The sequence below is a fragment of the Achromobacter pulmonis genome (assembly GCF_902859765.1).
In the GTDB taxonomy this organism is placed as follows: domain Bacteria; phylum Pseudomonadota; class Gammaproteobacteria; order Burkholderiales; family Burkholderiaceae_B; genus Achromobacter; species Achromobacter pulmonis.
This window is the reverse complement of the sequence record NZ_CADIJV010000004.1, coordinates 114979-140539: the sequence shown is the minus strand read 5'-3', so window position 1 is coordinate 140539 and position 25561 is coordinate 114979. Positions and strand designations below refer to the sequence as shown.

Annotated in this window: 19 protein-coding genes and 1 pseudogene; 9 read left to right on the top strand and 11 right to left on the bottom strand. The window is 68.7% G+C overall.

All coding sequences use genetic code 11. The annotated features are described in order from the left end of the window. Positions 1-18 precede the first annotated feature (18 nt). Together HV701_RS05630 and HV701_RS05625 are read right to left on the bottom strand one after the other, a co-directional pair. A complete protein-coding gene (locus tag HV701_RS05630; RefSeq protein ID WP_175132088.1) occupies positions 19-1227 on the bottom strand; it encodes an amino acid ABC transporter substrate-binding protein in 1209 nt (402 codons plus the stop codon). Between the two features lie 205 nt (positions 1228-1432). Then, positions 1433-2812, bottom strand: coding sequence for an NAD-dependent succinate-semialdehyde dehydrogenase (locus HV701_RS05625; protein WP_175132087.1), 1380 nt, complete (start codon positions 2810-2812; stop codon positions 1433-1435). Positions 2813-3091: 279 nt separating this feature from the next. On the opposite strand from HV701_RS05625, the gene HV701_RS05620 reads away from it, so the two are divergent. Next, positions 3092-4012: an AraC family transcriptional regulator gene (locus HV701_RS05620; RefSeq protein WP_217467953.1), complete on the top strand. Its 921-nt coding sequence runs from the start codon at positions 3092-3094 to the stop codon at positions 4010-4012. A gap of 45 nt (positions 4013-4057) precedes the next feature. Here HV701_RS05620 and HV701_RS05615 read toward each other — a convergent pair whose 3' ends face one another. The 4 genes and pseudogenes from HV701_RS05615 to HV701_RS05600 all read right to left on the bottom strand — a co-directional run bounded on the left by HV701_RS05615 (position 4058) and on the right by HV701_RS05600 (position 9259). Beyond that, positions 4058-4684, bottom strand: a complete 627-nt coding sequence (locus HV701_RS05615) for a dihydrofolate reductase family protein (RefSeq protein ID WP_175132085.1) — start codon at positions 4682-4684, stop codon at positions 4058-4060. A gap of 218 nt (positions 4685-4902) precedes the next feature. Beyond that, positions 4903-6576, bottom strand: a complete 1674-nt coding sequence (locus tag HV701_RS05610) for an NAD(P)/FAD-dependent oxidoreductase (protein ID WP_175132084.1) — start codon at positions 6574-6576, stop codon at positions 4903-4905. Between the two features lie 105 nt (positions 6577-6681). Further along, positions 6682-8770 (bottom strand): annotated as a pseudogene (locus tag HV701_RS05605) (TonB-dependent copper receptor). 90 nt (positions 8771-8860) lie between these two features. After that, positions 8861-9259, bottom strand: a complete 399-nt coding sequence (locus HV701_RS05600) for a DUF2946 family protein (protein WP_175132083.1) — start codon at positions 9257-9259, stop codon at positions 8861-8863. A gap of 211 nt (positions 9260-9470) precedes the next feature. Here HV701_RS05600 and HV701_RS05595 point away from each other — a divergent pair, with 211 nt between their 5' ends. The 6 genes from HV701_RS05595 (at position 9471) to HV701_RS05570 (ending at position 18280) form a co-directional block, all read left to right on the top strand. Continuing rightward, complete coding sequence (locus HV701_RS05595) at positions 9471-11594, top strand: LamG-like jellyroll fold domain-containing protein (protein WP_175132082.1); 2124 nt, start codon at positions 9471-9473, stop codon at positions 11592-11594. Positions 11595-11747: 153 nt separating this feature from the next. Next, positions 11748-12323: a sigma-70 family RNA polymerase sigma factor gene (locus HV701_RS05590; protein WP_175132081.1), complete on the top strand. Its 576-nt coding sequence runs from the start codon at positions 11748-11750 to the stop codon at positions 12321-12323. Continuing rightward, positions 12320-13309, top strand: a complete 990-nt coding sequence (locus tag HV701_RS05585) for a FecR domain-containing protein (RefSeq protein ID WP_175132080.1) — start codon at positions 12320-12322, stop codon at positions 13307-13309. Before HV701_RS05590 ends, HV701_RS05585 begins: the two co-directional genes overlap by 4 nt. A 98-nt stretch (positions 13310-13407) precedes the next feature. Then, a complete protein-coding gene (locus HV701_RS05580) occupies positions 13408-15801 on the top strand; it encodes a TonB-dependent siderophore receptor (RefSeq protein ID WP_175132079.1) in 2394 nt (797 codons plus the stop codon). Positions 15802-16038: 237 nt separating this feature from the next. After that, positions 16039-16752 carry a glutamine amidotransferase gene (locus tag HV701_RS05575; RefSeq protein WP_175132078.1) on the top strand — a complete coding sequence of 238 codons (714 nt, stop codon included), beginning with the start codon at positions 16039-16041 and terminating at the stop codon, positions 16750-16752. A gap of 67 nt (positions 16753-16819) precedes the next feature. After that, positions 16820-18280 (top strand): hypothetical protein, encoded by a 1461-nt coding sequence (locus HV701_RS05570; protein WP_175132077.1) that lies wholly within the window; start codon positions 16820-16822, stop codon positions 18278-18280. Between the two features lie 31 nt (positions 18281-18311). Here the strand turns inward: HV701_RS05570 and copD are convergent, their stop codons facing one another. The 3 genes from copD to HV701_RS05555 form a co-directional block, all read right to left on the bottom strand. Continuing rightward, positions 18312-19199 (bottom strand): copper homeostasis membrane protein CopD, encoded by an 888-nt coding sequence (gene copD, locus HV701_RS05565; RefSeq protein WP_175132076.1) that lies wholly within the window; start codon positions 19197-19199, stop codon positions 18312-18314. A 1-nt stretch (position 19200) separates the two neighbouring features. Beyond that, a complete protein-coding gene (copC, locus tag HV701_RS05560; RefSeq protein ID WP_175132075.1) occupies positions 19201-19557 on the bottom strand; it encodes a copper homeostasis periplasmic binding protein CopC in 357 nt (118 codons plus the stop codon). A 161-nt stretch (positions 19558-19718) separates the two neighbouring features. Further along, positions 19719-20147: a hypothetical protein gene (locus HV701_RS05555; RefSeq protein ID WP_175132074.1), complete on the bottom strand. Its 429-nt coding sequence runs from the start codon at positions 20145-20147 to the stop codon at positions 19719-19721. A gap of 136 nt (positions 20148-20283) precedes the next feature. Between HV701_RS05555 and HV701_RS05550 the strand changes: the two genes are divergently transcribed. Continuing rightward, on the top strand, positions 20284-20925 hold the full coding sequence (locus tag HV701_RS05550; RefSeq protein ID WP_175132073.1) for a ProQ/FinO family protein: 642 nt from the start codon (positions 20284-20286) through the stop codon (positions 20923-20925). Positions 20926-21078: 153 nt separating this feature from the next. On the opposite strand, the gene garD is transcribed toward HV701_RS05550, so the two are convergent. After that, the gene (gene garD, locus HV701_RS05545; RefSeq protein WP_175132072.1) at positions 21079-22653 is read right to left on the bottom strand and encodes a galactarate dehydratase; all 1575 of its coding nucleotides are present in this window, start codon (positions 22651-22653) and stop codon (positions 21079-21081) included. A 251-nt stretch (positions 22654-22904) separates the two neighbouring features. On the opposite strand from garD, the gene kdgD reads away from it, so the two are divergent. Further along, positions 22905-23819 (top strand): 5-dehydro-4-deoxyglucarate dehydratase, encoded by a 915-nt coding sequence (gene kdgD / locus HV701_RS05540; RefSeq protein ID WP_175132071.1) that lies wholly within the window; start codon positions 22905-22907, stop codon positions 23817-23819. Between the two features lie 24 nt (positions 23820-23843). Here kdgD and ilvA read toward each other — a convergent pair whose 3' ends face one another. Further along, entirely contained in the window at positions 23844-25424 is a 1581-nt protein-coding gene (ilvA, locus tag HV701_RS05535) for a threonine ammonia-lyase, biosynthetic (protein WP_175132070.1), read from the bottom strand. Positions 25425-25561 lie beyond the last annotated feature (137 nt).

The window sequence follows — 25561 nt, the reverse complement described above, 5'->3', positions numbered from 1 at the left end:
TGTCAGCCTGAACGGGGCCTAGCGCGCGTTCCAGGCCGGCATGGGGTACTTCGGCTGGGCGATGAAGCCCTTGGCCCCATATACCTCCGCCAGCTTGTCGCCCTGCACCTGTATCACGACCTGCGGCAGGTCAATCTGTCCCTGCGCATTGAAGGCTATGGGGCCGTAAAGGCTGTCGAATCTGGTCTTGGCCAAGGCGTCGCGCACTTTTTGCGGCGCCGTGGTGCCCGCGGTTTCCATGGCGTGAACCAGCGCTTCGACATCGGCCACGCCGGATGCCGCGTGATAGTCCGGGTCATAGCCGTACTTTGCCTTGTAAGCCTGGGCAAACTGCTGCGCATCGCCGAACCAGCGGTCCTTCAGCGCCGCCGAAGGCAACCATGCGGTCATGCCGAAAGCATAGTCGGCATCGCTGCCCAGCGCCTTGCGGAAATCCTCTGACGGCACGCCAACGGTGAACGAGTACATCTTGGGCGCAACCGCAAGGCTCTTGGCCTGGCGCACGAAGTTCAATATCTCGGTCTCGTGGCCGGCCACCAGCACGGCGTCCACGTTCTTGCTCTTGATCTGCGACAACAGTGAATTGAAATCGGTGGCATTGGTGCTGTAGCGCTCGTCCATCGCGATCGGCAGTCCCGCCGACTTCAGCAGCGGGCGGGTGCCGTCGGCGACGGACACGTCAAACGCATCGTCCGCGTACAACAGCGCCACGCTGGCTGGCGCGGGCTTGAGCGCCTTGAGCATTTGCACGGTGGTGCCGAAATAGTTACTGGCCGGGGCCAGCGTGCCGAATATGTACTTGAATTTACGCGAGAAGATCTGGTCGGATGCGCCGCCGCCCTCGACCATGGGCACCTTGTACTTTTCCGATACGGCGGAATCGGCCAGCGCGAAATTGCTGGCGAAGGGGCCGAGCAGCAGGTTTGCCTTGTCCTGGGTGATCAGCTGGGTGTACTGGCGCACACTGAGATTGACGTCCGACTGGTTGTCGTAGATCTTGAGCGCCAATTTATGGGGTACGCCGCCGATCTTCACGCCGCCGGCGGCGTTTATCTTGTCCACCGCGATCTGATAGGCATCGCGGTAGTAGCGCCCGGTATTGGCGACGGGGCCTGTCAGCTGAATGGAGGCGCCCAGCACGACTTCCGGCGCATCCGCCGCTGCCGAAGTGCCTGCATACAGGACGAACGCCAAGGCGGGCAGGGCATGCAATAGTCTCCGAGACATGATGGTGTCTCCTTTTGGATTTTATGCGGCCCATTCTCGACCCATACGTTGACGTTGACCTGAAGCTTGGCGCCGCGAATTCGCGATGATCATGGACGGGTGGGCCGCAGCGCCTGGCCAGCCCGCATGCGTTACTTTACATAATATACATTATGCGTATTTCGCACAGCCCAGTGCCATATCCCGTGCCAGGCCCGCCCGCCGCTCATTGATCCAGCCCGGCCAGCAGCACGTATTTGACCTCGACATACTCCTCGATGCCGTAATGGCTGCCTTCGCGGCCGTAGCCCGAATGCTTGACGCCGCCGAACGGCACCGATGCCGTCCCCACGGAACCCGAATTCAGGATCACCATGCCTGCCTCGATATGGCGCGACAGGCGCAACGCACGGCCCAGGTCGCGCGTGAAGGCATAGGCCACCAGCCCGTACTCGGACTGGTTGGCGCGGCGCACCACCTCGTCTTCGGTGTCGAAGCGGTAAATCGCGAACACCGGCCCGAAAATCTCGGTGTGGGCGATATCCATGCCGTCATCCAGGCCGGCCAGCACGGTCGGCTCGTAGAACAGGCCGCCTCTGGCGTGGCGCTTGCCGCCCAGCACGATGCGTCCGCCACGGCGCGTCGCGTCATCCACCAGCGCCGCCACCTTGTCGATGCCGGCTTGATTGATGAGCGGCCCCACCACGAATCCCTCGCGCAGGCCCTGGTCGACTGGGATCGCGGCCACCTTCGCGGCCAGGGCCGCGACAAAGCGGTCATGGATCGCCGCGTGCACGTAGATGCGGTTGGGCGAGATGCATACCTGGCCCGAGTTGCGCAGCTTGGCCATCACCAGTTGGGTGGCGGTCTTGTCGACGTCGGCATCGTCGAACACGATGAACGGCGCGTTGCCTCCCAGTTCCAGCGTCATTTTCTTCAGGTCGTTGCCGCAGGCGGCGGCCAGCAGCTTGCCCACGGCGGTTGACCCGGTGAACGACAGCTTGCGGATACGCGGGTCTCCGGTGAACAGTTCGCCGATCGCGCGCGGGTCGCCGGTCACCATCTCGAACACGCCGGGCCCAATGCCGGCCTGGCGCGCATAGTCGAGCATCCGGTAAGCCGTGAGCGGAGTCAGTTCCGACGGCTTGATGATCATGGTGCAGCCGGCCGCCAGGGCCGTGGCAACCTTGCGGGCGATCATCATGAACGGGAAGTTCCAGGGCGTAATGGCGGCGGTTGGGCCGGCCGGCGCCTTGAATACCAGCACTTCGGCATGCTCGGCGTGCGACGGGATGATGTCGCCGTAGATGCGCTTGCCCTCTTCCGCGTACCACTCGATAAAGCCCAGGCCGTAATCGATCTCGCCCAGCGCTTCGGCCAGGCACTTGCCGTTCTCCCGAACCATCAGTTCCGCGAACACATGCCGATCGGCGCGCATCCGTTCGAACCAGCCGCGCAGCAGCTCGGCGCGTTCACGCGCCAGCTTGCCCGACCAGCCGGGAAAGGCGGCGCAGGTGCGGTCGATGGCAGCCCGGACTTCGGCAACGCCCAGTTCGGGCGCCTGGCCGACGCGGGAGCCGTCGGCGGGGTTGAATACGTCAATCATGATGGCGGTGTTTCCTATGCAGTGGGTGACTGCCGGATCGCGGCTTCTGGCGCGCGAGCCGGGCCCTGACGGCCCTGCCCGGCCACCATGCCCTTTTTTGGGGGGACTGGTGCGGTACCGGCATGGATTGCATAATAGGATTATCGTGAATGACAAACCATGGCATGGAATCTATTTTCATTGCCTGAATCTATTGAAATGACAACTTCAAGCTTTCCAGGCACGGACGCCCGCCTGGCCGGGACCGGACAATCGCCCGCCGACGCGTCCACGGCGGCCATGCGCCAGCGGATGGCCGCCCTGCTCGCCGCGTTGGCGCCCGACGAGGGCTACAACCTGACCGCGTTGCCCGACGTGCGGCTGCTGCGCTCGAATCGTCCGTTGACGTCGGTGCCGGTGCTCTACGACCCAGGCATCGTTATCGTCTGCCAGGGCCGCAAGCGTGGCCATTTCGGCGGCACCACCTATTGCTATGACGCGCAGCAGTGCCTGGTGGTCTCGGTGCCCGTGCCCTTCACGATGGAAACGGACGCGAGCGAACGCGAACCCTTGCTCGCCATCTACCTGCATCTGGATTTCAAGCTGGCGGCGGACCTCATGCTGCAGCTCGATGCGCTGGGCGGCTTCGTGGCCGCCGAGCCAAAGGGCATGCTGTCCAGCCCCATGAGCCCGCGGCTGTGCGAATCGGTGCTGCGCTTCCTGGAGGCGATGGGCCGGCCGCTGGAGGCTCGCGTGCTGGGGCCGTCGCTGGTGCGCGAAATCTACTTCCAGATACTCACCGGCGACCAGGGGCCATCGATGCGCGCGGCCCTGTCGATGCAGGGCCATTTCGGCAAGATCACGCGGGCCTTGCGCCGCATCCATGCGGCCTATATGGACGATCTGGGCGTCGAGCAGCTGGCGCGCGAGGCGGGCATGAGCGTGCCGGCCTTCCACGTGCATTTCAAGGCGGTGACCCAGACCTCGCCGATGCAATACCTGAAATCCACGCGCCTGCACCAGGCGCGCCTGCTGATGGTGCGCAATGGCCTGACCGCGGCCGCCGCCAGCGCGGCGGTCGGCTACGACAGCCCGTCGCAGTTCAGCCGTGAGTTCAAGCGCGTGTTCGGGCGCAGTCCGCTCGAGGAAGCGCGGCGCATGAAGGCCGAATTCGCCGTTCCGCCGGCCTTCGCGGCGTCGACCTATGTGTCGTCGCACTGAACCGCATCGCCGTCGGGCTGGTCGGCCGGCAACGGCCGGCGCGGCTCAGCCGGCGTCGTCGAACGAGCCCGTGCGCACCTCGCCGGCGCGCAGGTAGCGGGTGATCAGCACCCCGCCAGGCGTCGGGGCGGCCTGCGCCAGCGTGAAGGCGGAAATTCGCGCATCGTCGCCGAACAGGCGCTTGCCGCGTCCCAGCATGACCGGATAGACCAGCAGCGACAGCTCGTCCACCAGCCCCGCCGCCAGCAGTTGGCGCACTATGTTGCCGCTGCCGAAGGTCAACAGGTCGGCGCCCTCCCCGCGCTTGAGCGCGCGCACTGCCTCGGTCAGCTCGCCCCCAAGGGCCCGGCTGCCGCGCCAGGACAGGCCGTCGGGCCGGTGCGTGGCCACGTGTTTGGGCACGCGGTCGAGCCGGTCGGCCAGGGCGCGGCTGCCCGAGCCCGCCGGCACGTTCGGCCAATAGCCCGCGAAGATCTCGTAGGTGCGCCGTCCCAGCAACAGCTCGAACGGCGCCGCCATCAGGCCGCTCACATGTTTGCCGATGGCCTCATCGGCGTAGGGCACGGTCCAGCCGCCCAGGCGAAAGCCGCCAGCCGGGTCCTCGTTCGGCCCGCCGGGGGCCTGGACCACGCCGTCGAGGCTGGTGAAGATCGAAACAATGAGTCTGCGCATACCATTCTCCAGGAGAGCGGATCGGGAGGATCCTTGGCACTACGACGAACGACTTGATTGGAAATCGACAGAGCCGGCGAGTCCCGCGGCATTGCCGTGCCAGCCCCTGGCGGCGCGGTCGGCGGCGCGCGCCTCCCGGGGACGCCGTCCTGCCTTGCGCCGCATCCCGGGCGGCACGCGACCCGCTTGCGCGCGAAGGATGGCGCGTAGCGGCCGCCCTAGTAATCGTCGCTGACGCCGCGGCGGTTGCCGCCGGTGATGTCGTCGCGGCCCAGCAGATGCAGCGCCACGGCCTCGGCCACTTTCATGCCGTCGATGGCGGCCGACATGATGCCGCCGGCGTAGCCCGCGCCCTCGCCCGCCGGGAACAGCCCGTTGGTGTTCATGCTCTGGAAATCGTCGCGGCGTGTAATGCGCAGCGGCGACGAGGTGCGCGTTTCGACGCCCGTGAGCACGGCGTCGTGCATGGAAAAGCCCTTGATCTGCCGTTCGAACGCCGGCAGGGCCTCGCGAATGGCGGCGATCACGTAGTCCGGCAGGCTGTCGGACAGATCAGTCAACCGGACCCCCGGCTTGTACGACGGCGTCACGCTGCCCAGCGCAGTGGAAGGCCGGCCGGCGAGGAAGTCGCCCACCCGTTGCGCCGGCGCGCTGTAGTCGCCGCCGCCCAGTTCGTAGGCGCGCTTTTCCCAATGGCGCTGGAAGTCGATGCCCGCCAGCGGCGAGTCCTCGATGCCGGGAAAGTCCTTGGGTTCGATGCCGACCACGATGCCGGCGTTGGCGTTGCGTTCGTTGCGCGAATACTGGCTCATGCCGTTGGTGACCACGCCGCCCGGTTCCGACGCGGCGGCCACCACGGTGCCGCCCGGGCACATGCAGAAGCTGTAGACCGCGCGGCCATTGCCGGCGTGGTGCACCAGCTTGTAGTCGGCCGCGCCCAGCACCGGGTGGCCGGCGCTCGGGCCGAAGCGGGCGCGGTCGATCACCGACTGCGGATGCTCGATGCGGAAACCCAGCGAAAACGGCTTGGCCTCCATGAACACCCCGCGCTTGTGCAGCATGCGGAAAGTGTCGCGGGCGCTGTGGCCCACCGCCAGCACCACGTGGCTGGCGGCGATGAACTCCCCGCCCGCCAGGCGCACGCCGCGCACCCGGCCATCCTCGATCTCGATGTCGTCGACACGGCTTTCGAAGCGGAACTCGCCGCCCAGCGAGGCGATCTGCGCACGCATCTGCTCAATCATCTTGACCAGGCGGAAGGTGCCGATGTGCGGCTTGCTGACGTACAGGATTTCAGGCGGGGCGTCGGCGGCCACGAACTCCTGCAGCACCTTGCGGCCGTAGTGCTTGGGGTCCTTGACCTGGGTCGAGAGCTTGCCGTCCGAGAACGTGCCCGCCCCACCCTCGCCGAACTGCACGTTCGATTCGGGTTGCAGGGTGTTCTTGCGCCACAGGCCCCAGGTGTCCTTGGTGCGCTCGCGCACCACCCGGCCGCGTTCCAGGATGATCGGCCGGAACCCCATCTGTGCCAGGATCAGCGCCGCGAACAGGCCGCAGGGGCCGAAGCCGATCACCACCGGGCGGCTGGCCTCGGGCAGGTCGGCCGGCGCGTGGCCGACGTACTGATATTGCATGGGCGGCGTCGGCATCACGGTGCGCAGGCCGGCGACGCGCTTGAGCACGGCGGCCTCGTCGGCCACTTCGACGTCCACGGAATAGGTCAGCGTGATGGCGCTGCGTTTGCGCGCGTCGTAGCTGCGCCGGAAAATGGTCAGGGCGCGCAGGGCATCGGCAGCGATGCCCAGGCGGCTACAGGCCGCGGCGCGCAGGGTGGCGTCGATGTCGTCCTGGGAGGTCGACAGGGGCAGGATGATTTCGGTCAGGCGCAACATGAGGCAGCGGAACCGTGTCAGGGTTCAAGGGCTCGTAAAGCGCGTATTAGAACATGCGCCCCGGCGGGCTACGGGCGCCCGTAGCCCAACCGTTGCGGACGGCGCTCAGTACTTGACGCTCAGGCGCGCCCAGACGGTGCGCCCGGGCTCATTGAAGGCCGTGTTGGCGGCAAAGCCGAAGCCCGCGTCGCCCGCCAGGTTGAGGTGTTCGGCGTAGGTCTTGTTGAACAGGTTGTCCACGCCCAGCGACAGCTTGACCTGCTTGTTGACCGCGTAGCCGCCGTTGAGCGAGAACACCCCGAACCCGGCGCTGGGACCGAAATCCTTGCCCACCACGTTGCCCTGGTTCAGGGCGTAGCGGCGCTGCGCGGCGACCACCCGCCACAGCGCCCCGGCCGACCAGGTGCCATCGTCGTAGGCGGCGCTGAGCTTGGCCTCCAGCGGCGGCATCTGCGGCAAGGCGCGGCCGTCGCTGCGGTTCTGGCCCCAGGCGTACGCCAACGTCGCGCCCAGCTTCCAGCGCGGCGCCACCTGGTACGACAGCCCCAGCTCACCGCCGGCGATGCGGGCGTTGACGTTGCTGGCCTGCGCGGCCCCCCCCATGCCCCCCATGCCGCCCTGGGCGTAGTCGAACAGGATGAAGTCGTCGACGTAGCCGGCGTAGCCGGACAGCCACGCGTCCATTGTGTCGGTCTTGTACTGCGCGCCAAAGTCCAGTTGCGTGGTCTTCTCAGGCTTGACGCCGCGAAAGGCGTTGACCGAGCCGTCCGGCCCCTTCGTCGGAGAAAACAGTTCCCAGTAATCCGGGAACCGTTCCGCATGGCCCAGGCCGATGTAGACGGTGGCCGGCACCGCCTCCAGGTCGCGCTCGTAGCGCAGGAAGCCGCTCGGCAGCGTGTCGCTGCGGCGCTCGCCGGCCGTGGGGTTGGGCATGGGCATCATCGTCGAGCCATTGGCACGGCGGAAGTCCTTGGCCGAGGCCCAGTCGACCCGCGCGCCGCCGATGACGCGGCTGTCGTCGGTGGCGTGCCAGGTCAGTTCGCCGAAGACGCCGGTGTTGGCGAAGCTGGCATCCTTGACCCAACGGTGTTCGCGGTAGGACACCATGGCGTTGCCGTTGCGCGAGCGATGACGGCTCTGCTGGAAGTCCAGGCCGGTCACCAGGCTCAGGTCCGGCGCCAGGTTCCAGGTCCGGCGCCAGGTTCCAGGTCCCGGCGACGCGCCCGCCCCAGGTGGCGCGGTCCACGTTCGACGCCATCGCCATCGGCATCATGCCGTGCGGATCCGGCGCGCGCAGCGTGTAGTTGTCCATCACGTGATCGGCGTAGTTGTAGTAGAGCTGCGCCTCCAGTTTGTCCAGCACGCCGCCCAGGTTGCGCTTCTCGAAGCGCAGGCCGAAGCTTTCGCGCTTGAACTGCGAACCGTCCATGCCGCGCCCCGCGTAGCGGGCGTTGCCGTCGCCGGTGCCGGCGGTCAGCTCGTACAGCGTATCGGCGTCGGGCGTGAAACCCAGCGCCAGGTCGGCGTTCCACTTGTCCCAGCGCGACGGCACCTTGTTGCCGTCGCCGTCCTTGTAGTCCTGGGCGTGCGAATGGTTGGCGGTGATGCGGGTGTAGACCTTGTCGTTGCCGACGGTCAGGTCGGCGGCTTGGTCATTGCGGCCGTTTGACCCGCCCACGAGGCTGCCGTCAAAGCGCACGCCGGGCTCGCTGAAGCGCGGCGTGTCGCGGTCGAACTTGATGGTGCCGGCCGACGCGCCCGGGCCCCACAGCACCGTCTGCGGCCCCTTGATGACGGTCAGCCTGTCGAAGTTCTCGGGCGAGATGTACGAGCTGGGCGCGTCCATGCGCGCCGGGCAGGCGCCGGGCATCGAGGTGCCGTTGGTAAGGATGTTCAGGCGCGAGCCGAACATGCCGCGCAGCACCGGATCGCCGTTGGTGCCGCCGTTGCGGATGGCCGAGAAGCCGGGAATGGTCTTGAGGTAGTCAGTGCCGTCGCTGGCCGGCAGCGGCTGGCGCGGGACCTTCGGATCGGTGGTGAAGGTCAGCGGCGCGCTCGGCGCCACGCCGGTGATGACCACCGGGTCGGTGACCGTGACACCGTCGGCGTCGACGCTGTTGGGCCAGGCGGGGAACGACGCGGCCACGGCGGTGGCCAGGCAGCCGGCCCGCAGGATTTCCTTTTTATTGCGCATGGGATTCTCTGGATCTGAACAGGCTGGACGCGCGCGCGACCGCGCGGGCCGCATCGATACGCGCCAGCGAAAAAATGGGAAAACGAAGGTTCAGGCCGACAGAGGTGGCGCGCGCGGCTGCCGCGGCAACCGCGCCTGCGCGCTGGAGAAATGGATGTCGATGGTGGGCGCCGGCAGCAGCGGCGGCGTGGCGGGCAGCAGCCAGGCCCGTACGGCCAGCCCGGACGGCGGGGCGCCGCCCAGCATGGCGCAGCCGGCGAAACAGCAATGCGGCAAGGCGCCGCTGTGCTGCTGCGCATCCTGCGCGACGCCGTCGGCGTCCAGCGTGACCACGCGCGGTCCGCTGGCGGTGCAGATGATGGTGGTGGCGCCGGGCGCGCTGCCGGGCCCGGCCAGCGCGGCCGATGCGATCAGCGCCTGGAAGGCGAACAGGAACACCGCGGCCAGCGCGGTCCAGCGTCTGCTGAAAAGGGCTCCTGTGGCGGGCATTCGCATCCTTTTGAAGAGGCGGATGGTAGCACGCTACTTACGCAGAAATGGGCCGCGCCAAGCGCAGTAGGACACTAGGAAAGGTGGGCGGCGAAGGGGCCGCCCGGCGGCCAGCCGACGGCGCGGCGCCGCACAATCTTCACGCAGACTTAACAAATCCGTCACCCCGCGTTTCTAAGCTTCCCCCTTTTTCAACGGATGGGCGGTACAGATGGCGCACGACAAGCACGACGGCAGCAACGACATTGCCACGATCACGAACACCCCCCTGCCGATAGCGGCCGACCCGCGCCGGCGCAGCCTGCTGAAAGCCGGCTTTGGCGCCACCCTGCTGCCGGTCGGCGGCTCGCTGCTGCTTTCGGCCTGCGCCAGCGACGACGAGGACACAGCGGCGGCCAATACGGCCGCGCCGCCGCAACCGGTGAACATCTCCAGCTTCGCCGTGGCGGTGCTGCCGGACACCCAGTTCTACTCGCGCTACGCCACCGATGCCGAGAACCAGCAGTTCATGCGCAAGTACGGTAGCGAGCCCTACAAGGCCCAGACGCAGTGGGTTGCCGACCACGCCAAGGCGCTGGACATTCCTTTCCTGATCCACCTGGGCGATGTGGTCGACCAGCAAGGCAAACCCGACCAGTGGACGGTGGCCAGCGCGGCCATGCAGATCCTGGAAGACGCCAAGGTGCCCTACTCCATCCTGGCCGGCAATCATGACGTGATCCTGGACCGCGATTACGTCGACGCCAGCAGCCAGGCCAGCGCCACCGACGCGCAGCGCACCCTGGCGAACGAGCCGTATCTGAAGACGTTCGGCACCGACCGCGCGCGCCAGCAGGCCACCTTCGGCGGCCGCGATCCCAGCGGTTTCCATGAGTATCACGTGTTCCAGGCCGAGGGCCAGGCATTCATGGTGCTGTCGTTGTCGTGGCGCATCTCCGATGCCGGGCTGGACTGGGCCAACCAGGTCATCCGCGCCCATCCGACGCTGCCGGTGATCCTGGTCAATCACCAACTGCTCAACATCGACAAGGACGGCGTCAGCCCCCTGGAGGTGCCCTACGGCCTGATGCTGTGGGACAAACTGATCCGCGACAACGACCAGATCTTCATGACGCTCAATGGCCACTATCATGGCGCGGCGCGCCTGACCAAGACCAACGCCTTCGGCAACGCGGTCGAGGAAATGGTGGTGGACTACCAAATGGCCTACCAGGGCGGCAATGGCTTGATGCGCCTGTACGAATTCGACCTGAGCAACAACGAGATCCGCGTGCTGTCGTTCTCGCCGTGGGTGCCGCAAAAGCCAAAGGCCACGCTCAACGCCTTCGACCAGGCGGTGCTGACCGGGGCCAACGAGCAGTTCACCATCAAGATGGATTTTGCCAGGCGCTTCAGCGGCTTCAACAAGACGTTCAAGGCCGCCGCGCCCTCGCATCCCCCGCTGCTCGACCAGGCCCGCGCCTTGATCCTGGCCAACTACGCCGAGCCCGCCGCCACGGTGCAGAAGCCCGCTGCCGACAGCGACGACTATCCGCAGGTGCCGGGCACCCTGGCGCACTGGCGCTTTTTCGGCGGCACCGACGGCCAGCCGGTGCCGGTGGGCCAGGTGATCCAGGATCGCGCCGGCTTGAATCCCGTCAGCCGCGCGCCCTTGAACATCGATGGCGTGGCCGGCGCGCAGCTCGCGGACATGGTGTGGTCCAACGACCACCACTACCTGTCGGCCGCGCCCGGTTCGGTACGGTTCCTGAACACCGACAAGAACACCGCTCGCATGAGCTACTTCACCAGCGCCACCACGGCGCCGCTGAACGCCGAGACGGTGCCCAATGGCTACACGGTGGAAGCCTTCATCAAGATCGACCGCGACTGGAGCGCGCAGAAGCATGCCTGGATGAACATCATGACGCGCGACGGCAAGCGCGGCGATCTGGCCGGTTTCAATGGCGGCGACCCCGAATCCCCGCCCTTGCTGTTCGCCATTTCCAGCCTGCGCGAAGTGCAGTGGGAAGTGGTGCCCGAGGTCAACGGCGCGCGCGGCGCGAAGGCCAACTGGTCTGGCGAAATCATTGCCGACAAGTGGATGCACGTGGCCATCGTCAACGACGACACCACGCACGAAACCATTCTGTACGTCGAGGGCGCGCCGGTGCTGCGCAACGTCGCCGACGCGCCGGGGCTGGCGGCGCTGGCCGCCAACATGCCCTGGGTGATCGGCGCCGGTTCATGGGATGGCGCCCGCGCCGACGGCTTCTTCGGCAGCATTGGCGAGGTGCGCATCGTCGACCATGCCCTGCCGTCGACGCAATGGCTGACGGCGCGCCGACGCAGCTGAACTACGCGTCCCCCAGCCGACCGGTGGCAACGGATGATGGCGGCCGGCCTCATCCGCCGCCGGACCCGCGGCCGTGCGGCGGGGTCGTGGCAAAAAGTAATTGATAATCGTTATTGTTATACTCGCGGGAGGTCTTCGCCCCTCTCTCCCGCCATGTGCCCCGATTCCCGCCCTCCGGACATCCACAGCCTGTACCAGGCGCATCACGGCTGGCTGCGCAATTGGCTGCTGCGCCGGCTCGGCAACGCCTTCGATGCCGCCGACCTGGCCCATGACGCATTCGTACGCTTGCTGGCCGCGCCGCGTGCCTTCGACAGCCCCCAGGGCGCGCGCACCTATCTGCGCAGCATGGGCGACGGCATGTGCATCGACCTGTGGCGGCGGCGGGAAGTCGAACGCGCTTGGCTCGACACGCTCGCCACCTGCGCCGGCGCCGCCGCACCGTCGGCCGAACACCAGGCCATCATCGTCGAGACGCTGCTGCAGGCCGCCGACATGCTGCGCCAGTTGCCGCCCAAGGTGGCGCGGGCCTTCATCCTGGCCCAGGTCGACGGCATGAAGTATCGCGACATAGCCGTCGAACTCGCGGTTTCGGAACGTACCGTCAAGAGCTATCTGGCGCGGGCCATGCTGCATTGCGCCCTGCTGGAAGCCTCATACCAGGCCGCGGCGGCGCCCGGCCATTTTCCCGCGCCAACCGCGCACGCGCCGACGGCGTTGCAGCCATGACCTCGCCCGCATCCGTCGGCGGCCCGATCGCCACCGCGGATCACCACAGCCTGGAGCAGGCCGCCGACTGGTATGTGCGGCTACATGCCGACACCGCGGGCAGCGCCGATTGGCAGCAATGGCGCGCCTGGCTCGACCTCAGCCCGCGCCACCAGGCGGCCTGGGGCTACATTGAATCCGTCAGCAAGCGCTTCGCGCCGCTGCGCGCTGGCGAGCCGCGCGCGGCCTCGGCAGGACTGCAGGCCGCGCTCGCACCGCCCCGGCGCCGTCACCTGCGCAGTCTGACGCTGCTATCCGGTGGGCTGCTGGGCGGCTGGCTGGCCTGGCGCCACAGGCCGCTGCGCGAAGAACTGCTGGCGCTGGCGGCCGATCACCGCAGCCCGGTCGGCCAAGTCCGCGAGACCCGGCTGGCCGATGGCAGCGCGCTGTGGCTGAACACCGCCAGCGCCGTCGATTTCGACGGCGGCCCGGCCGAACGCCGACTGACCCTGGTGCGCGGTGAGATCCTGGTGACCGCCATCGCCGCCTCGCGGCCGTTCGTGGTGGCCACGCCCCATGGGCGCCTGCGGACCCGCGTCGCGCGCTTCGGCGTGCGCCTGCTGGAGCAGGCGACGCAGTTGGCAGTGCTGGACGGCACGGTCGAGATCCACACCGCCAACCGCGGCGACACGGGCGTCCTGTCCACCGGCAGCCAGGTCACGTTCAACGCCGCCGGGATCGACCGGCCGGCTCCCCTCGATCCCGGCACCGGCGCCTGGACCCACGGCATGATCGTGGCCAGCGACATGCGCCTGGACGCGTTGGTGGCCGAACTGGCGCGCTATCGCCACGGCCACCTGGGCGTGGCGCCCGAGGTGGCCGGCCTGCGTGTGATGGGCACGTATCCCCTGATCGACACCGACCGCACGCTGCAACTGCTTGCGCGCGCCTTGTCCCTGCGGGTCGAGCGCAAGCTGCCCTGGTGGACCACGCTGGCGCCGGCGTGAACGCAGATCTGCCCTTTTTTCCGTTTCGTTCGATCTGGTAAGTGCGGGGCCGCCATTCATCGGCGTCCCGTCCGCCGATGCACGAATACGGAACCGTCATGAATCGCTCTCACGCCTTACCCCCCCTCCCCGCCCGCCGCCAAGGGTCGCGCCCCTGGGTGCTGGCCGCCAGCCTGGCGCTGGCCGGCCTGATGCCGGCGCTGGCCCAGCCGGCATCGACAGCCGATAGCCGCCGCGCCTACGAGATTCCGGCCGGCCCGCTGACCGAGGCGCTGAACGCGTTCGGCCTGGCCGCGAGCGTGCCGCTCGGCGGCGCCATGCCGCTGACCCAGGGCAAGACCAGTCCGGGCCTCTCCGGCCGCTACACGGTGCCGGAGGCACTGGCCGCGCTGCTGGCAGGCAGCGGCTTGGCCGCCGCGCGCACGCCTGACGGGCATTACGTGTTGCAACCGCAAGTTGCGGGGCCGGCCACGCTGGCGCCCATCGCGGTGATCGGCGCCGCCGCCCGCGAGGCCGACGCGTTCGTGGCGCAGGCCAGCGGCAGCGCCCTCAAGAGCGCTACCTCGCTGATGGAAACGCCGCGCTCGGTCAGCGTGGTGACGCGCGCTCAGATGGACGCGCGCGGCGCCACCTCGATGGTCGAGGCGGTGCGCTATTCGGCCGGCGTCGGCACGGGCAGCGCCGGGTTCGATCCGCGCTTCGACCAGATCTCGATCCGCGGCTTTTCGGTCAACACCACCGGCGACTATCTCGACGGCCTGCGCCAGACGCCGGGTTCTTACGCCTACTTCCGCACCGAGCCGTATGCGCTGGAACGCGTCGACATCGTCAAGGGCCCGATGTCGGTGCTCTATGGCCAGGGCACACCCGGCGGCGTCATCAACCGGATCTCGAAGCGGCCGGGTCCGGACCCGGTCCACGAGATCATGCTGCAAGGCTCGACCCATGACCGCAAGCAGGCCGCGTTCGACATGGGTGGTGACATCAACGCATCTGGCAGCGCGCGCTACCGCGTGATCGGGTTGGTGCGGCGCGGTGAAACCGAACGCATGATCGCGGATGACCGCGACCTGTTCGCGCCGTCGTTCGAGTTCCGCCTGGGCGAGAACACCACGCTGACGCTGCTCGGCCAATACCTGAAGGACGAGACCGACGCCAACGTCGGCAACTACGTCGAAAACGGCAAGGTCACCAAGATCCGCGTCAGCGATCCGCGCTACGATCACCAGCGCCAGACGCAATACCAGATCGGCTACGAGCTGGAGCATCGCCTAAGCCAGAACGTCACGCTGCGCCAGCAATTACGCCACGGCCGTATCGACCTGGACGCGCGTTATCTGAGCGGGGCCGGTCTGGAGCCGGGTACCCGCCTGCTTAAGCGCAACGCCTGGAGCATCAGAAGCATGGTCAAGAACGTGTCGGTGGATAACAACGCGACCGTGCGGTTCAACACCAGCCAAGTCGCCCACAACCTGCTAACCGGCTTTGACTACCAATGGCTGAAATGGAGTCAGGGCAATGGCTATCTGACCGGCTACCCCGCGCTGGACCTGGACAATCCCCAGTACGGCAACGTGTCGCGACCAACCTCGCCGACGAACCTTTCATCGTCGTTGCAACGCAATGCACAGCACGGGTTCTACCTGTCCGACCAGGCTTCGCTGGGCAACTGGCGCATGACGCTGGGCGGCCGCTATGACACGCTGCGCCATGACAAACGCAACCTGCTGAACCGCAGCAAGCCTGCCACGGCCAAGTCCGACCGCGCCTTCACCTGGCAGGCCGGCGCGCTGTACCTGGCCGGCAACGGCCTGGCGCCGTACATGAACTATTCCACCTCGTTCACTCCCAACACCGGCCTGACACGGACGGGCGAGGTGCTCGACCCGACCCACGGCGAGCAGATCGAGGCCGGCATCAAATACCAGCCAACCGGTTCCCGCAGCTATGTGACGCTGGCCGCCTACCGCATCGAGGAAAAGGACGCGGCGCGCGTCGTGCCCGGCCAGCCCTGGTCGGAACTGGCCGGCACCATCCGCTCCACCGGCCTCGAACTGGAAGGCCTGGCGGATCTGGAGCGCGGCCTGAAACTGATCGCCAGCTACAGCTACAACCGCGGCGAAGTGATCAAGAGCAACAACCCGGCCGAGATCGGCAAGGTACCGTCCTACCAGCCGCGCCACCTGGCCAGCCTGTGGCTTGACTATCGCCTGCCGCAAGGGCCGCTGGCCGGTCTTGGCCTGGGCGCGGGCGCGCGCTACATCGGCGCCAGCTATGGCGACAAGCTCAACCTGATGCGCAATCCGGCGGCCACGCTGTTCGATGTGTCGGTGAACTTCGAACCCGGCTACGCCCACCCGGCGCTCAAGGGATGGCAGGCGCGCCTGAGCGTGCAGAACCTGGCCGACAAGCAGGTACAGACGTGCAGCGGCGGCTATTGCTATCTTGGCCAGGGGCGCCAGATCGTGGGCTCGGTGCGCTACAAATGGTGAGCCGCCCGAGGATCTTCGGCGCCTGGCGCGCCGCCTTCCTGGCGTGCCTGATCGGCACTGCCACGATCGCCTGGCCGGCGCACCGGGCGCGGCCATGCCGATGCGCCGGCATCCGGCATCCCGGCCGATATCAACCCCGTTCATGGCAGATAGCGGCGCCGGGCTATTGATGAATGGGCGCGGCGGCCCCATCATTGCGCGGGGCCTGTCCGGGGCCTCGCCGACGCCGTCATCGCCATGCCACTCCGACCGCTAGCCATCCTGCAAATGGGCAGACCGCCCGAAGATCTGCGCGCCGCCCACGGCGAGCAGGCGGATTGGGTCATGGCGGCCCTGGCGGGCGTGGGCGCGCCCCTGACCGTGATCCATCCGGCCGCCGGCGACGACCTGCCCGACCCGGCCGCGCTGCGCGGCGCGGTGCTGACGGGTTCGTGGGCCATGGTCACCGACCGCGAACCCTGGAGCGAGCGCACCGCGCAATGGCTGCGCGAAGCGATGGATGCGCAGTTGTCGCTGCTCGGCATCTGTTACGGCCACCAGCTCATGGCCCACGCCTTCGGCGGCGAGGTCGATTACCATCCGCGCGGCCGCGAAATCGGGCTGCACGCGGTCAGGTGCCTGCCCGCCGCCGCGGCGGATCCGCTGCTGGCCGGCCTGCCCGATCCGTTCCCGGCCCTCCTGACGCACGAACAGAGCGTGCTGCGGCCGCCGGCCGGCGCCACGGTGCTGGCCGCCAGCCGCCACGATCCGCACCAGATCCTGCGCTACGGCCCGCGCGCCCTGTCGGTGCAGTTCCACCCGGAATTCACCGCCGGGCTGATGGATGCCTGCCTGGCGCGCCGCCAGGATTTCCTGGCGGCCGCAGGCCATGACGTGGCCGCGCTGCGCGCCGCGCTGGCGCCCACGCCGCACGCGCGGGGAATCCTGCGCGGTTTCGCGGCGGCCTGCTGAACGTGGCGCCCCGCCTGAACGGCCCGCGCCACGCCTGCCGCACATCCGCCCTGGCGGGCGGCGCGCCATGATGTACCTGCTGTGGTCGTTGCCGGCGCTGGTGGTGATCGGCGCCATCGCCAGCGGCCGTCTCAACACCACGCTGGCCGCCGTGCTCGGGCTGCTGGCGGCCATGGCGGTGGCAGGGTTAGCGGCCCCCGGCGCTTTCGGCGCGGGCGCCCTAGGGCAGGCGCTGGCGCGCGGACTCTGGATCGGCGGCGTCATCACCCCGTACATCCTGGGCGGCCTGCTGTTCTGGCAGATGGCGGCGCGGGGCAGCGCGCCCGCGGGCCAGCCTGCCGGCGCGCCGGCAACTGCCCTGGCGCGCCGCCGCCTGCTGTTCTTCGCCTGTTTCCTGGTGGGCCCGTTCGCCGAATCGGCCACCGGTTTCGGCGTCGGCATGCTGGGCACCGTGCTGTTGATCCGCCCGCTCGGTTTCAAGCCGCGCGAACTGATGGTCTTCGCGCTCCTGAGTCAGACGCTGATTCCATGGGGCGCCATGGGCAGCGGCACGCTGCTGGCCTCCGCCTATGCGCGCGTGCCGCCGGCGCAGTTGGCTTTGTATGGCATGGTGCCCGTGACCCTGATGATGGGCATCTGGATGACGTTGTTCTGGCGCACGGCGCGGCGCGCGGGCCTGCCGGCCACGATGGCCGAACGCGCCCGCGAGGCGGCATGGATGCTGGTCAGCCTGGCCCTGCTGGCCGCCGCCACCGCGCTGCTGGGCCCGGAAACCGCGTTGCTGGCGGCCTATGGGCCCCTGATCGTGCTGCGGTTCGTGCTGGATCGCCGGCCCGGCCTGGCGCAATTGCGGGCCGCCGCCCGTGGCGCGTTGCCATACATCGTGCTGATCGCCTGCCTGGTCGTCACGCGGCTGGTGCCGGCGTTGCACCAGGGCCTGGCCAGCCTGGCGCATTTCAGCCCCTACCCCGACCTGCCGGCGTGGGCGCCGTTCCTGCATGCCGGCAGTTGGCTGATCGGCGGCGCGCTGCTGATCGCGGCCTGGCGCCGCCGGCCGGGACTGCTGGCGGACAACGCGGGCTACGCCTGGCGCACCGGCAGGCACGCGGTCCTGTCGGTGTTCCTGTTCGCGATGATGGCCGAGGTGCTGGCCGGCGCCGGCATTTCGCGGGCCTACGCCGACGGCCTGTTCCGGGCCCTGGATGACTGGACGCTGCTGATCACGCCGCTGTTGGCCGGCGCCTTCGGCATCCTCGCCAACAGCGGCAACGCGCCCAACAGCCTGTTCATGCCGTCGCAGCTGTCGCTGGCGCTGCACGCCGGCCTGAACCTGCCCGCGGCTGCGGCGCTGCTGCACGTGGCGGGCACGTCGATGGGGTTCTTTTCGCCGGTCCGCATGTCCATCGCCGCCGGCCTGGCGCAGGGCCAGGGCCAGGAGCGGCTGGTGTATGCCCAACTGCTGCCCGCCGCGCTGGCCGCCTTCGGCCTGCTGCTGGCCCTGGCCCTGTTGCTGGTGCTGGCGGGATAGCGCCTGACGTGGCGATGGCCCGCGCGGCCCGTTACGACGGCGGCATCAGTCCCAGCGCGCCCACGATCACCAGCACTGCGCCGCCCAGCGCCAGTTCCGCGACCGTATTGCGCCGGATGGCGCGCAGCGCCCGGACCGGCTGCTTCCGGATACGCGCGATCCAGCGATAGCGGTTGGCCAGCGCCAGGCCCGTCATGGCCAGGGCCAGCGCGACCTTGAGCAGCAGCACCCGCACATAGGCCGACCCTGTATCCAGCACCGCCGGGCCCAGGATCAGCGCCGCGTTGGCCACGCCGCTCACCAGCAGAACCCCGACCGCGACATGCCCCCAGGCTGAAAACCGCAACAAGGCCCGCGTGGCCTCGGCGCGCGCGTGCGGACGCTGCCAGGCCGCAAGCCACGACAGGAACACCGGCAACGACCCCAGCCAGAACGCGGCGGCCAGCACGTGCAGGTAGTCGTTGATTGCGTGCGCCACGCCCCAGCCACCTTCATGCATCGCCGCGTGGCCGCTGAACGCCAGCGGCGCCAGCGCCACCGCCGCTGGCCCGGCCAGCCATGAGGGCCGGCCCGGCCGCAGCCCCAGCGCCACGCCCAGCACGGCGGCCGCGCACAGCGCGCGCAGCACCCAGGCCTGGCCGTAGCGGGTCTGCAGCGTCACCGTGTCCAGCATGTCGCCGTCCAGCATCGCGCGCCAATCGCCGGCAATGCTGGCGGCCTGCAACGGCAGCAGGCACAGCGTCGCCACCAGTCCCACCGCGCCAATGCGCAGCAGGGCCGGCCGCAGCGCGGTTTCAGCGGCCACGCCCAGGCGCGGCGCGCCGCCCAGCGCCAGCATGGCGCTGGCGCCGAACAGCATCGCCGCCGCGCCGGCGCTCACGGCCCGGCACAGCGCAAACACGACCCACAACGTGTCCATTTCAGGGTTTGACCGTGAACGTCCAGGCGCCGTTGGTCTTGTGGCCGTCCTTGGACAAGGCCTGCCATTTCACGGTGTAGGCGCCGGCCGGCAAGGGTTTGGCGACAGGCAGCACCAGCGTTTTGTCATCGCCGGGCGCGGGCGCCGCCTTGGCCGGCACGGCCTGTCGGCCGGCCGCGTCCAGCACGGTCAGCGACGAAAACGCCGGCTCCAGCCCTTCGGAGAAACTGGCGGTCACCGTGGATGGCGCGGTCACCTCGGCCTTGTCGGCCGGCGACGCATCCCGCAGGTGGGCATGGGCCCAGGCCCATTGCGGGGCGAGCGCCAGGGTGGCGGCGATGAATACGGGTTTGAACATGATGGGACTCCGAGGTAGCGACGGCGCAAAGCCGTTGAAAAAAGAACCCCGCGGGCGCGAAAGAAGATTGCGCGCACGCGGCGACGGACGGTACGGGATCAGGCACGGGAGCGCGCCCGCATCGCGCCTGCGCGGTGACAGGGACGATGCGGGCGCAAGAATCAGGCGGCGCGCGGTGGCGCGCGTGATTGCTGAGGCAGCCAGGGCGCCTCGCCGCGCGGGCATGGCGTGGCTGGCGAGACGCGCGGCAGCGCCGCTGCCGCCAGCGGCAGGCGCCAGGCCAGTTCCGCGAAGGCGGGCGGGCCGGCGCCGGTGAACATGGCGCAATGGGCGGCGCAGCAGTGCGGCAACGTGCCGTCCACGCCGTGGGAGGCAGGGAAACCGGCAGGCGCGGTGCCAGAGGCGCCGGCGACGTCCGTGCGATCCAGCGCCACCAGACGTGGGCCGTCGGCCGTGCACAGGATGACGGACGCTCCCCTCGCGTCCAGCGCCAGCGCCGGCGCGCCGGACGCCGTCGCGGCCACCAGCGACTGGAAAACCAGCAGCCCCGCCGCCAGCCAGGCCCGCGCGCGGCGGGAGGCGGCGGACATGCTTGTGAACGTATACCGCGTGTGCTTGCCCATCGTGGCGAGCAGCTTACGACGGCCGCCGCGGGGCCGCAACTTCAATCCGACACGCCACAACTGTTATGCTCCACGCTTTCAACATCAGAACTTGCAGCACACTATGGGCCTAGAACAGCTAGCCGCAATCCGAGGACTGCTTGTCAAGCAGGCTCAAGAAGAGGCGGCTTCCAAGAAGAAACCCCCGCGTCCGAACGCTGGCGAGGCGGCTTCGCAGAAGAAGTCCGGCAGGCCTGCGCGCGCGCCCGCCGCCGAGCGGCGCGAGACGCCGGTCGACCCGGTGCTGATCGCCATTTCGCGACTGCAGCGGCAATTCCCCAAAGCCTTCCCCAAGAAGCCGGCGCCCAAGGTGCCGCTCAAACTGGGGGTGCTGGAGGACCTGGTGCAGCACGCCAAGACCCTGCAGCTCAGCGCCGACGAGATCAAGCAGGCCGTCAAGACCTGGTGCGACGGCCGCCGCTACTGGGATTGCATGGTCGAAGGCGCCGCGCGCGTCGACCTGAACGGCGAACCCAACGGCGCCGTGACCGCCAACGAAGCGCAGCACGCCAAACGCATGGCCTCGCGGCGCCACGCCAAGGCGGGCGGTGGCCGTGGCGGCAAGGGCAAGGCAAATCCGGGCAAGCCGGCGGCCGATGGCGCCAAACCGGCGCCGGCCCAGGCCGATGCCCCCGATGAGGCTGCGGCCGCGCCCGTAGCGGACGCGCCGGCGCAGGCATCGGCGGACACGCCCGCCGCCGACTGATCAGCGCGCGAACGACAACGGCCCGTGCGGTGCCTGGCATCGCACGGGCCGTTGTCATTGCGGCGCCGCGACGTCCCGCAGCTGGTTTCCCGCCGGGTAGCCGCGCTTTGCGCTGCCCGCGCCCGCTTGCTGTCGTAATGAACGGATGCCGCGTCAGGTCACCGGCCCCGGGTTGAACAGCGCCAGGGCGTTGTACAGCTTGAGTTGCTCGGCACAGGTCTGGCGCCGGCCGCTGGCCACGTCCAACATCAGCCGGAACAACTCCCAGCCCACCTCCTCGATGGAGGCCTGGCCGGTGGCGATGCGGCCCGCGTCCACGTCCATCAGGTCGTGCCAGCGCCGCGCCAGGTCGCTGCGCGTGGCGACCTTGATCACCGGCACCTGCGCCAGCCCGTAGGGCGTACCGCGGCCGGTGGTGAAGATGTGCAGGTTCATGCCGGCCGCCAATTGCAATGTGCCGCAAATGAAGTCGCTGGCCGGCGTGGCGGTGAAAATCAGGCCCTTGCGCGTCAGCCGCTCGCCCGGCGCCAACACGCCGTCGATGTTGGACGTGCCGGACTTGATGATCGAGCCCATCGCCTTTTCCACGATATTGGACAACCCCCCCTTCTTGTTGCCGGGGCTGGTATTGGCGCTGCGGTCGGCGCCGCCGCGCCGCAGGTAGTCGTCGTACCAGGCCATCTCGCGCACCAGCGCCTCGGCCACTTCCGGGGTGGCGGCACGCGCGGTCAGTTGGTCGATGCCGTCGCGCACCTCGGTGTTCTCCGAGAACATGACGGTGCCGCCGGCCCGCACCAGCAGGTCCGCCGCGAAGCCCACCGCGGGGTTCGCCGTCACGCCCGAGAAGGCGTCGCTGCCGCCGCACTGCACGCCCACCACCAGATCGGACACGGGACAGGTCTCGCGACGGCGCCGGTCCAGCGTTTCCAGGTGGCGCTCGGCGGTGCGCATGATATTGGCGATCATGGATTCGAAGCCGACATGTTCGTCGTCCTGCAGCACGATGGTCTCGACGGCGCCCGCGCCGGCCATGCCCTGCCCCGCGCGGATCGGGATCGCGCCCGGCGCCAGCAGGCGCTCGGGCTGCAGTTTCTCGCACCCCAGGCTGACCACCATGGCGGCGCCGCCGAAATTGGGATTGCGGGCGATATTGCGCAGCGTGCGCATCGGAATCGCCGCGTCCGGCGCATCGATGGCAACGCCGCAGCCATAGGTGTGCTCGATACCCACCACGCCGTCGACATTGGGATAGCGCGGCAGCAGCTCGCGGCGGATGCGCTCGACCGCGTGTTCCACCACGCCCTGCACGCACTGCACGGTGGTGCTGATGGCCAGGATGTTGCGCGTGCCGACCGTGCCGTCGGCATTGCGGTAGCCCTCGAACGTGTGGCCTGCCAGGGCCGGCGGCGGCGCGATCGCGCGCGTGCCCACCGGCAGGTCGTCGAGCGTGCGCGCCGCGGGCATGGTGGTGACGCGTTCGTTGACCCAACTGCCGCGCGCCAGGTCGCGCGCCGCGTAGCCCACCACCACGTTATAGCGGCGCACCGGAGCGCCCCGCGCCAGATCGCACAGCGCCACCTTGTGGCCCTGCGGCACGGCTTCGGCCAGCACCAGGCCGTCCGGCAACGCCGTGCCGGCTGGCAGGCCGCCCTCGTTGGCGACGATGGCGACGTTGTCCTGCGGGTGAATCTTGATCAGTACGGGCGCGGGGTCAGGCGCGAGCGGCATGTGGCATCCTCGAAAGCGATACCGCGGTTCGCGGCATCTCGCTAGTTATCGTACAACTAAAGAAATTATCCCTGGACAGACCGCTGTCCGCAGCGCGGATTTTCCCGGATAAATGCAGAATCTAGCCAGTAAAACGTGGGTGGGTTCGGATTGAATCGGTGAAAATCATGTTATACGATGACGTACCTATTCAACCGATGTTCGCGCGGTAGTCCGTCCGCCGCGCGTGCGCCACCGACGGATATCCGCCCATGACCACGCCGCAGGAACTCAAGGCCATTGTTTCGGAAGGCCTGCTCTCCTTCCCCGTGACCGACTTCGACGCGCAAGGCAATTTCAACGCCCGGACCTATGCCGAGCGCCTGGAATGGCTCGCGCCCTACGGCGCCAGCGCCTTGTTCGCCGCTGGCGGCACCGGCGAGTTCTTCTCGCTGGCGCCCGATGAGTATTCCGACGTCATTCGCACCGCCGTCACCACCTGCGCCGGCAAGGTGCCGATCCTGGCCGGCGCCGGCGGCCCGACCCGCGTGGCCATCGCCTACGCGCAGGAAGCCGAGCGCCTGGGCGCCAAGGGCGTGCTGCTGCTGCCGCACTACCTGACCGAAGCCTCGCAGCAGGGCATCGCCGACCACGTCGAACAGGTCTGCAAGTCCGTCCAGATCGGCGTCATCGTCTACAACCGCGCCCAGTCGCGCCTGTCGGCCGACAAGCTGGCCCAGCTGGCCGAGCGCTGCCCCAACCTGGTCGGCTTCAAGGACGGCGTCGGCGACATCGAAGCCATGGTGCGCATCCGCCGCAAGCTGGGCGACCGCTTCTCGTACCTGGGCGGCCTGCCCACCGCCGAGGTCTACGCCGCGGCCTATCGCGCCCTGGGCGTGCCGGTGTATTCGTCGGCGGTCTTCAACTTCGTGCCCAAGACCGCGATGCAGTTCTACCGCGCCATCGCCGCCCAGGACCACGACACCACCAATCGCCTGCTCGACGAGTTCTTCCTGCCCTACCTGGAGATCCGCAACCGCTGCGCCGGCTACGCCGTCAGCATCGTCAAGGCCGGCGCCAGGCTGGTCGGCCACGACGCCGGCCCGGTGCGCGCGCCGCTGACCGACCTGCACCCTGAAGAAATGGCGATGCTCGACACCCTGATCCGCAGGCTGGGGCCGCAATAGGCCGGCCGCGGGCGCAGCCAGCGCCTAGATCAGGAACTGCCGATAGGCCTCGTTGGCGGTTTCCTCCGAATGCGCGTAGCCCAGCTGCGCCAGGAAGCGGTCCAGCGCCGCGTCGTCCGCCAGCGGCGCCTGGATGCCCACCAGTACCGAACTGAAGTCCGCGCCCTGGTTGCGGTAGTGGAACAGGCTGATGTTCCAGTTCGGCGCCATCGCCGACAGGAATTTCATCAGCGCGCCCGGGCGCTCCGGGAACTCGAAGCGGAACAGCCGCTCGCCGCCCGCCAGCGGCGAACGCCCGCCCACCATATAGCGGATGTGTTGCTTGGAGACCTCGTTGTGGGTCAGGTCGCTGACCGCGAAGCCCTCCTGCTCCAGGCCGCGCATGATGTCGGCTCCCTCGCCGCGGCGCGCGATCTGCGCGCTGACGAAGATGCGGGCGGTGTTCGCGTCGGCGATGCGGTAGTTGAATTCGGTCACGCTGCGCGCGCCCATCACCGCACAAAAGCGGCGGAAGCTGCCGCGCGCCTCGGGCAACGTGACGGCGAACACGGCCTCGCGCGCCTCGCCCACTTCGGCGCGATCGGCAACGAAGCGCATGCGGTCGAAATTCATATTGGCCCCCGAGGTGATCGCCACCAGCGACTGGCCGCTCACGCCCTCGCGCTCGACATACTGCTTGAGCCCGGCCAGCGCCAGCGCGCCGGCCGGCTCCAGCACGCTGCGCGTGTCCAGGAACACGTCCTTGATGGCCGCGCAGACCGCGTCGGTGTCCACCAGGATGACTTCGTCGAGGAACTGGCGGCACAGGCGGAAGGTCTCTTCACCCACCAGCTTGACCGCGGTGCCATCCGAGAACAGCCCCACTTCGGCCAGGCTGACCCGCTCGCCCACCTGGATCGACTGCGCCATGGCGCAGGAATCGACCGTCTGCACCCCGATCACCTTGACCGACGGGTCCACCGCCTTCAGGTATACCGACACGCCCGCCGCCAGGCTGCCGCCGCCAATGGGCACGAACACCGCGTCCGGCCGCCCCGGAAGCTGGCGCAGGATCTCCATACCGACCGTGCCCTGCCCCGCAATGACATAGGGATCGTCGAACGCCGGAATGAAGGTCAGGTCCTGCTCGCGCGCCAGCGTCTGCGCGTAGGCGTAGGCATCGCTGTAGGAGTCGCCCGCCAGCACCACCTGCACCGTCGGGCCGCCGAAGGCGCGCACGGCGTCCACCTTCACTTGCGGCGCGGTCTGCGGCACCACGATGGTGGCGCGCACCCCGAGCCTGGCGGCGGAGATCGCCACGCCCTGGGCGTGGTTGCCGGCGGACGCGGTGATCACGCCGCGCTCCAGCGCCGCCTGCGGCGTGTTGCGCATCTTGTTGTAGGCGCCACGCACCTTGAAGGAAAACACCGGCTGGTTGTCCTCGCGCTTGAGGTGCACGCGGTTGCCGAGCCGGCGCGACAGGCCCGGGGCCGGGTCCAGTTCGGTCTCGCGGGCGATGTCGTAGACCCGCGCCGTCAGGATCTGGCGCACGTACTCCATGGGCGCGGCTTGGCCCCTGGCGAAGGTATCGGTATCGGTGCTGGTGGCGGCTTGCGGCTGTTGCATGGGTAATCTCTGCGGCGGTTCGGGGAGCGGAGCCCGGCAGAGGCGGCAACAAAAAACCCGCCTCGTGGGGCGGGTTTGTTTGACTGACTGCGGTCGCGCGCTAACCCACCATTCCAGGAATGATGGTAATAATCAGC